The 8,361-nt window shown below is 65.8% G+C and carries 6 protein-coding genes and 2 tRNA genes; 1 reads left to right on the plus strand and 7 read right to left on the minus strand.

Annotated elements, in window-relative coordinates; translation table 11 throughout:
* Positions 1–198 precede the first annotated feature (198 nt).
* The 7 genes from ACKODO_RS06085 to ACKODO_RS06115 form a co-directional block, all read right to left on the minus strand.
* Positions 199–274, minus strand: a tRNA-Phe gene (locus ACKODO_RS06085).
* A gap of 120 nt (positions 275–394) precedes the next feature.
* Positions 395–2,293 carry an AsmA-like C-terminal region-containing protein gene (locus ACKODO_RS06090; protein ID WP_408982557.1) on the minus strand — a complete coding sequence of 633 codons (1,899 nt, stop codon included), beginning with the start codon at positions 2,291–2,293 and terminating at the stop codon, positions 395–397.
* 142 nt (positions 2,294–2,435) lie between these two features.
* The gene (locus tag ACKODO_RS06095; protein ID WP_408982558.1) at positions 2,436–3,077 is read right to left on the minus strand and encodes a 3-oxoacid CoA-transferase subunit B; all 642 of its coding nucleotides are present in this window, start codon (positions 3,075–3,077) and stop codon (positions 2,436–2,438) included.
* A 19-nt stretch (positions 3,078–3,096) separates the two neighbouring features.
* Positions 3,097–3,843 (minus strand): CoA transferase subunit A, encoded by a 747-nt coding sequence (locus tag ACKODO_RS06100; RefSeq protein ID WP_408982559.1) that lies wholly within the window; start codon positions 3,841–3,843, stop codon positions 3,097–3,099.
* 159 nt (positions 3,844–4,002) lie between these two features.
* Positions 4,003–5,604: an ABC transporter permease gene (locus tag ACKODO_RS06105; RefSeq protein ID WP_408982560.1), complete on the minus strand. Its 1,602-nt coding sequence runs from the start codon at positions 5,602–5,604 to the stop codon at positions 4,003–4,005.
* Positions 5,605–5,611: 7 nt separating this feature from the next.
* Positions 5,612–6,643 (minus strand): extracellular solute-binding protein, encoded by a 1,032-nt coding sequence (locus ACKODO_RS06110; protein ID WP_408982561.1) that lies wholly within the window; start codon positions 6,641–6,643, stop codon positions 5,612–5,614.
* 232 nt (positions 6,644–6,875) lie between these two features.
* The gene (locus ACKODO_RS06115; RefSeq protein ID WP_408982562.1) at positions 6,876–7,988 is read right to left on the minus strand and encodes a DUF2865 domain-containing protein; all 1,113 of its coding nucleotides are present in this window, start codon (positions 7,986–7,988) and stop codon (positions 6,876–6,878) included.
* A gap of 272 nt (positions 7,989–8,260) precedes the next feature.
* On the opposite strand from ACKODO_RS06115, the gene ACKODO_RS06120 reads away from it, so the two are divergent.
* A tRNA-Gln gene (locus tag ACKODO_RS06120) sits at positions 8,261–8,334 on the plus strand.
* Positions 8,335–8,361 lie beyond the last annotated feature (27 nt).

The raw sequence follows: 8,361 nt of genomic DNA on the forward strand, positions 1-8,361 counted from the left end.
GCCTACGGCACCGAGGCCGGGCACGCGATCGTCTACGAGATCACCAGGGTCGTGGGCTGCGGCTGGGAATGCCACAAGGTCTCCGCGCGGCTGGACGTATCCAGGGACGGCGTGAAGAAGACGATCAGCATGGTGACCGCAGGCGGCATGTGATCGCTGGCCCGATCACGCCAGCAAGGGGAAGCGACGGCGGGAAGATGGTGCCCAGGGCCGGAATCGAACCAGCGACACTGCGATTTTCAGTCGCATGCTCTACCAACTGAGCTACCCGGGCGACCTTGCCGGCGACGCCCTGAAAGAGTCACCGTGCAGTTTGCGGGTTCTAGGAAAAGCAGGCGGGCCTGTCCAGCCCCAATCGCGCGGCGGGTGAAAGAAATCCGCCAGCGCGCTTCCGTCAGCTGCGACGCGCGAGCAGGCTCGGATCGGACCGGAACTGCGGTGCGAGAAGCGGGCCTTCGATGCGGAAGGCGAAGAACTCGCTTGGCAGGGGCGGCTGGTCCTCCCGCCGGCGCAGAATGATCGAAAGGTCATTCCGCTGGGCAGGAAGATCGATCGCGCCTTCCAGCTGGCCTGACATGCGCGGCGCCATCAGCGTGGCGCCGACCGGCTCCACGCGCCCCTGGCGCATGGCGAAATGGATCGAGACCTGATCGAAGGGCGTCCGCCCGCCCAGCGCGGCCACGAGAGCCGCCTCCGGCCGGGCATCCCCGGCGCGGGTCATGAGGCGGTTTGCGTCAATGCCGAGAACCTGGCCACCGCGCATTTCGAGGCTGCCCGTGCCGGCGAGATTCGTGGTGATCTCGGCGATGCTTTCGCCGCTCGACTCGGCCTGCAGAACGAGATGGGCCGGACCCCGCAGGCGCGTGATCCCGAAGGCCTGCTCGAAGACCGTCTCGGCCTCCACCTTGTCAGCGACCAATTGCAAGCGAACATCCTGCATGCCGCGCTCGCGGCGCACCACCGAGAGGCGCGCCTTCACCGTCCCCCCGGCATAGCGGGCATCGTTGATGGCGAATTCCGCGCGGTCGCGCCGGGTGAGGATCGACAGGGCCGCGTTCTCGAGCGCGACCTTGCCGAGCCGGAAGGCCTTGGTGGAGAGGCGGATATCGAGGTCGATCGCCGGGGCCGGGTTCACGTCGAAATCGCGGTGCGACCACGTGCCATCCGTCGTGCGCAGCCGCTGGAGCGAGGCCGAAGCCGCCGTCCCATCGACGAGATCGCCCGCGAGCGTCGCCGAGATGTTCCAGCGCCCGGCATTCTCGCGGATCGCGGCAATGCCTGTCAGTGCGCCATCGGCCCGGCGGATGGACAGGGCTTCGAGGCCGCCGCCCCGCGGGTCCATGGCCAGTGAGCCGGTGATGCGGGTCGGCTGATCTGCGGTGCCATCCGCGCGGCTCAGCGTGATGCCAACCAACCGCTCGAAATCGTTCTGGATGCTGGCATCCACATTGCCCTGCAGGCTCAGGTCCGGCTTGCGCCTGAGTGTTCCGCTAAAGCTCGCCCGCGACCCGAAGCCGGACAGATGGATGGAGGCCGATTGCGCGGCACCGCCCTGCAGGGCACGCCTGGTCGGCAACGAGGCCGAAATCTCGACCGGCCGGTTAGGGGTGTCGCGACGGGCGGTGAAATCGATCCGGCCCGCATTTGCGCGGTAGCGCAGCCGCGCATTCACCGGTTCCAGCAGCAGGCGCTGCGGATCGCCCTCGATCCCCACGGCCACCCGCGCGCCGTCAAGCGTGATCCGGGCGCCCGAAAGCTGGTTCAGCCCCGAGAAACTGCCCGTGACGGCCTCCAGAAGCCCCGTAAGGCCACGCGGCGAGGCATAGATCGCGGTGAGGTCGGAGGAGGGGAGCCGCACGAAGGCGTTCTGCAGGGTGAGATCCGGCACATCCACTGAACCATCGATGAGATCCATCAGGTGAAGGCGCAGGATTCCGCGCGTCGCGGTGATGCGCAGGCCCATCTCGCGCCGCTCGAAGGCAATGTCCTCGATAATGATCTGCGGACGCGGCCAGTAGCGCAATTCGGCCTTGCCGATCCGCACCGTGCCGCCGGTCTCGCGTTCGAGCTTGGCGCTGAGTTGCGCCGGCACGGCGGAAAAGTCGCGCGTGAGCAGCAGACCCAGGATGAGAACGCTGAAACCCGCCCCAAGCACGGCGAGCCCCGTAGCCAGAACCGCCAGGATGCGCCGGAGGGGCAACCTGGCCGCCGCGCGCTTCAATGTCGCGAGCGGATCGCCGCTGCCGGTCTCCGGGCCTGCCGGGGGAAGGGGTGGCGCTTCACGAATGGCCATGTCTCCTGCCCTCGGGCTCCGTCGCGCGCAGGCAGAGCCGGTCAACAAAAACGACAACGGGCGAGAGGCCCTCGCCCGTCGCGAATTCTCATGCAGATTAGCGGATCGCCGCCGGCGAGGAAAGCCGGGTGTTGCGGCTTTCTCACAGTGCGGAGATGTATTCCGCTTCGGTCTTCGAGCGGAGTTCGTCTTCGGTGACGTCCGGTGCCAGCTCGATCAGTTTCATCGGGTTCTTGCCGGACCGGTCGATCTCGAAGACGGCGAGATCGGTGATCACCATATCCACCACGCCCGCGCCGGTCAGAGGCAGCGTGCAGCGCTTCAGGAGCTTGGATTCGCCCTTGGCCTCATGTTCCATCACCACGACGACCTTCTGCACGCCGGCGACGAGGTCCATCGCGCCGCCCATGCCTTTCACCATCTTGCCGGGGATCATCCAGTTGGCGAGGTCGCCATTCTGGGCCACCTGCATGGCACCGAGGATCGAGAGGTCGATATGCCCGCCGCGGATCATGGCGAAGCTGTCGGCCGAGGAGAAATACGAGGTGATCGGCAATTCCGTCACCGTCTGCTTGCCGGCATTGATGAGGTCCGGGTCTTCCTCGCCCTCATAGGGGAAGGGACCCATGCCCATCATGCCGTTCTCGCCCTGCAGCGCCACCGAGATACCCTCGGGGATGAAGTTCGACACAAGGGTGGGGATGCCGATGCCGAGATTGACGTAGAAGCCGTCCTTCAGCTCCTTCGCGGCGCGTGCGGCCATTTCTTCGCGGGACCAAGCCATTGTTTCTGCTCCCGATTTTTCAGTGCGAGGGCGTGGGATGAGGGCGGGTGGTGCGGTTCTCGATGCGCTTGGGCGCATCTGGTACATGCACGATCCGTTTCACAAAGATGCCCGGCGTGTGGATCTGGTCCGGGTCGAGTTCGCCGGCGGGGAAGAGATGTTCGACCTCGGCGATCGTCACGGTCGCGGCGGTTGCCATCATCGGATTGAAGTTTCGTGCGGTCTTCCGATAGATCAGGTTGCCCTCGGTATCGCCCTTCCAGGCATGCACCAGCGCGACATCGGCCCAAAGGCCTGTCTCCATGATGTATCTGCGGCCGGCGAAGCGCGGGGAATCGGGGAATTCCTTCACCTCCTTGCCCTCCGCAATCACCGTGCCATAGCCTGTCGCGGTGTAGAAGGCGGGGATGCCCGCGCCGCCCGCGCGGATGCGCTCGGCCAGCGTGCCCTGCGGGTTGAATTCAAGCTCGAGCTCGCCAGCGAGAAATTGCTGGGCGAAGATCTTGTTCTCGCCGACATAGGACGAGATCATCTTCCGGATCTGCCGCGTCTCCAGCAGCTTGCCGAGATGGATGCCATCCACGCCCGCATTGTTCGAGATGACGGTGAGCCCCTTCACGCCCGATTCCCGGATGGCCTCGACCAGCGTTTCGGCGACGCCGCAGAGGCCGAAGCCTCCGGCCATGATGACCATGTCGTCCTGGAGGATACCGGCAAGCGCCGACTTCGCATCCTTGTAGACCTTTCGCGAGGAAGGGCTCCCCATCGTGAACACCCCTTGTATCGGCGGCGCTTCCAGCCGCTCATGCGTTGACGGTGCGCCCCGGCGATTGCCAAAGCCCGGAAGACTCTGCTCTTATCGACTTTGGTGCGGCGCGGAAAGAGGGGCTTTCCGATGAATCTTGCCGAGACCGAAAACAGAATGTCAGGTGCGTCGGCTCAGAAGCAGGGCCGCCATCGCGCTGATGGCGACGATCAGCAGCGAATCAACCGCGCCATGCTCGAACAGCCCGGCTGAAGCCTTCGAATAGGCGCGCGTCGCCAGCGTTTCGAAATTGAGCGGGCGCAGGAGCAGCGTCGCCGGCAGCTCTTTCACCGTATCGATGAAGACGAGCAGCGCACCAAGCTTCAGCCCCGGCGCGATGGCCGGACGATGGATGCGCCAGGCGAGCGCCATGTCGCCGAGGCCGTGAATGCGCGCCACCGCATCGACATTGGTCGGCAACCGTGCGAGCGCGAGGTTCGCCTGTGTCGTTCCGATGCCGAGGAAGCGCGCGGCGAGAGCATAGAGCATCGCCGCGCTGGAACCGATGAAGAGAAATGGCAGCCCCAGCCGCGCCACGCCCCCATCGATCAGCCCGATCACGGGCATCATCGCCAGGACGAGAACGGTCGCCGGCGTCGCATAACCCAGCATCGCGATGGTTCCGAGGCGCGAAAAACCTCCGCTCGTCCGTTGTGCAATGGCGATGATCGCGCCGGTCGCCACCACGATCAGGCTGACGGCAAGGCCCAGCGCGAGGGTCGAGGCCAGTGCGGCGAGCAGTTCCGAATCCATCCGCTGCGCACCAAGATAGGCAAGCGCGCGACCGCCGAGATGAAGCGCCGGCAGCGCGAAGCCGAACAGGACGGGCAGGGCGCAGAACAGCGTCGCCGCCAGCGCCGCAAGGCCGGCAAGCGGAACGCGGCGGGGCTCGGTCGTGTGATCCTTCGCCTGCCGCTGGCTTTCGCCCGTGCGGGCACGGGGGTCGATCATCAGCAGGGCCGCAACCAGCAGCACCATCAATCCCGCGAGCCGGGCCGCGCCGGCCATGTCGTTCCGGTTGATCGAGAGATCGCGGATCACCGCCGAGAGGCTCGATACCCCGAGATATTCCACCGCCCCGAGATCATTCAGCGCCTCGAGCAGGGCCAGCACGCCGCCGGCCAGAACCGCCGGCTTCGCGATGGGCAGGCCAATGCGGAAGAACAGCCCCGCGCCGCTGGCGCCGAGCAGGCGGGCGGCCTCGATGACATTGCGCCCGGTGCGCGAGAACAGGATGCGGCAGGGAATATAGACGTAGGGTAGTAGCACGAGGCCGAGAATGGCAACCGCGCCGGGCAGGCTGCGCAGATCCGGCAGCCATGGTCCGCCGCCCGGTCTCGGCCCGAACAGCGCGCGCAGCATGCCCTGCACGGGGCCGAAGAAGTCGAAAAGGTCCACCGCCACATAGGCCGCGAGATAGGTGGGGAAGGCGAGCGGCAGCACGAGCCCGATTTCCAGCCAGCGCCGGCCGGGGAATTCATGCACCGAGACGAGCCAGGCGGTGGAAACGCCGAGAATGCCGGTGACCAGCGCCACGCCGAGCAGCAGCTGGAAGGTCTCCTTCACGGCATGCATCTGGGTGGGTGAAAGCGCGAACGGGTTGGCCGCGCCCGGCTGGGCCATGCGCGAGAGCAGGCCAAGCCCCGGCGCAACGACAAGAGCGGCGAGCACGAGGCCCGCCGCTGCCAGAAGAATGCCGTGTCGCCGCAGAAGGCTGGTCAATCCGGCCTCAGCTTTGCGGTCCGAGGTTGAAGCCCACCTTGTCCACCAGTTCGGACGCCGCCTTGCGGTTCTTCCCGATGGTTTCCAGCGGTGTCGTGTCGGCCTTCAGCGCCCCCAGCGACTTCAGGAAGTCATTCGGCTCGATGCCGGCGAGCACCGGATATTCATGGTTCTGCTCGGCATAGATCGCCTGCGCGGCCGGGCTCAACAGCCATTCGACAAGCCGCTGCGCATTGGCCTTGTTCTTTGCGTGCTTCGCGAAGACCACGCCCGAGATGTTCACATGCGTGCCGCCGCCGTCCCTGAAGGTCGGGAGAATGACGCGCACCGCCTCCGCCCAGGCCTTCTGCGCCGGGTCCTTCGCCATCAGGCCCATGTAATAGGTGTTGGCCGGGCCGATATCGCAGAGGCCGGCCGCGATATCCTTCGCCACGTCGCGGTCACCACCCGAGGGCCTCTTCGCGAGATTGGCGCGCACGCCCTTCAGCCATTCTTCGGCGCCCGCTTCGCCGTTATGGGCGATGAGGGCGGAGATCAGCGAGGTGTTGTAGGGATGCAGGCCGTCGCGTGAGCAGACGCGGCCCCTGAAGCGCGGGCTCGCGAGATCCTCATAGGTGAGGGTCGCATCCTTCACGCGGTCCCTCGAAACATAATAGGCGCGGGCGCGCAACGAAACCGCCCACCAGCCGTTATCCGTGCCGCGCAAGTGGGGCGGCACCGCGTTCTCGAGCGCCGGGCTCGCGACAGGCTGCGTCACGCCCAGCGCGATCGCCTGGTTCAGGGTCGCGACATCGACCGAGAGCAGCAGGTCGGCCGGGCTGCGCTCGCCCTCGGACTGCATGCGCTCGGCGAGGCCGCTCGCGGCAAAGACGACATTCACCTTCACGCCGGTCTCGGCGGTGAACCGGTCGAGAAGCGGCTTGATGAGGCCCGGCTCGCGATGTGTGTAGAGGTTCACTTCGCCTTGCGCGAAAGCGGGGGCGGCAAAAGCCAATGCGAGAAGCGCCGGAAGGATGGGGCGTCGGGTCAGGCGGATCATGTGCAATCTCCATCGTCAGCGGGTTCAAGGCCCGAGGATGCGACGGGCAGGTGCCCGTTGGCACTTCCGATTTCTATGGGAATGGTGTGGGCGTCAACCGGAAAACGCAAGCATTCCATAAACTTATAGGAATTCTAAACTGCGCGACTGAGCCTTCCGTGGCAAAAAATGAAAAAGGCGCCATGATTTGGGGCACCTTTTTGGGACAGTTCCAAACTGGGGAATTTCGGCCTCAGTTCATGGCGATGAGACCCTGCCTTCGCCCCATCTGCCCTATCGGCTGCGGGCCGGGCTGGCGTGCTGTGCGCATCTCCTCGAAGCCCGTGCCGGTTCCCGGGAACTCGCTCACCCCGCCAATAGTGGTCTTCATCCCGGGCTGGATGATTTCCGTGGTCGGGCGCTGGCGCAGATTGGCATGCATCTCCACCCTCATCCTGCCGCGGAGCGAGGCAGCCTCCATGCCGCGGACGAGCTGGAGCTCCCCCGGGTTCTCCAATTGGCGCAGAGCATCCGAGAACTGGTTCTGCCTGAGCGGGAAGGTCGACGAGCCGTCGAAATGCCGCATCCCGTGGTGTGTCATGGTCAGGTCGCCCCGGCGCAGGGTGAAATCGGTCAACAGTGCCGAGGCCGGTTGGGTCGAACCCTTCGGCCGGCAGATGCAGGCCCGATCGTAACGTTCGCGATAGCGGAAGGCCGTCGGCAAAGCGGAATAATTCGCGCCACCGCGCGGGTGATAGGCCTCGGAGAAATCCCTTGCGCCGCGTGGCATTGTGAAGAGCGCGGTCTGCGCGCGGGGGCAGGCGATGCGGCAGGCCATTTCATGCGCGCCCTCGTCTCCGGTGCCGGCCCGGCCGATCGGGAAGGCGAAGCCGTCGCAAAGGCGCACGCAATAGTTGGTGGCAGCGTGGAGGCCGGGCTCCACGCCGCCGCCCTGGGCGCGGTTGCTGCGCGGCGGATGGGCGGCTTCGGCCGGCATGGGCTTCAGGCCCGTGAGCGCTTCACCGGGCAGGCTGCCCGCGCCGCCGGGCGATCCGGGCCGCTGCGCCGGCGCGTTGTTTCCAGAAGAGGAGGGGCTCTGGGTCTCCGGGCGCCAGAAGGGCAGCGACACGCGCCAATCGGCGATGGAGGATGCATGGGGCTCCACAGCCAGGCGGATCGGCTTGTTCAATCCCGTCAAGGTCTCCCGCAGGATCGGGGAATGGCCTGCCTGAATGAGAAGGATTCCGGTCGAAACGGCGATCACCGCTCCCAGAGCCAGGCTTGTCATGCCGGAGATGGACAATTTCCCTGCCACGCAGATCGGCCGATCCCGAAAATGCCCCAGCAACCGACGCCACGCCGCCATAGCCACAACTCCCCGAAACCCGGGCCAGATTCCATGCTTACCTGATTCTTAATGTGGGAAATGCGCGCGCGAAATCTGTATCGGAAGGGGACGGCCCGGCCTCGCACCTTCTGCCTGGGGTTCGCTTGTGCAAAAGCCTCAGCGGTTTCGCGAAGGCAGTGCTTGACCCTGCGGAAGCGAGCGTCTATGCGAGCGCTTCACGAAGTGCAGGGCTGATTGTCCGCGGCTTCGTCGGCAAGTGCTGTCCCGGGCGTTCTGCCCGCCAGCCTTGCTGGGGGATAGTTTAACGGTAGAACAGCGGACTCTGACTCCGTTAGTCTTGGTTCGAATCCAGGTCCCCCAGCCAAATCCCATTTTTCGCCGGAATGACGCC

It is taken from the genome of Rhabdaerophilum sp. (assembly GCF_046092605.1).
GTDB lineage: Bacteria > Pseudomonadota > Alphaproteobacteria > Rhizobiales > Beijerinckiaceae > Rhabdaerophilum.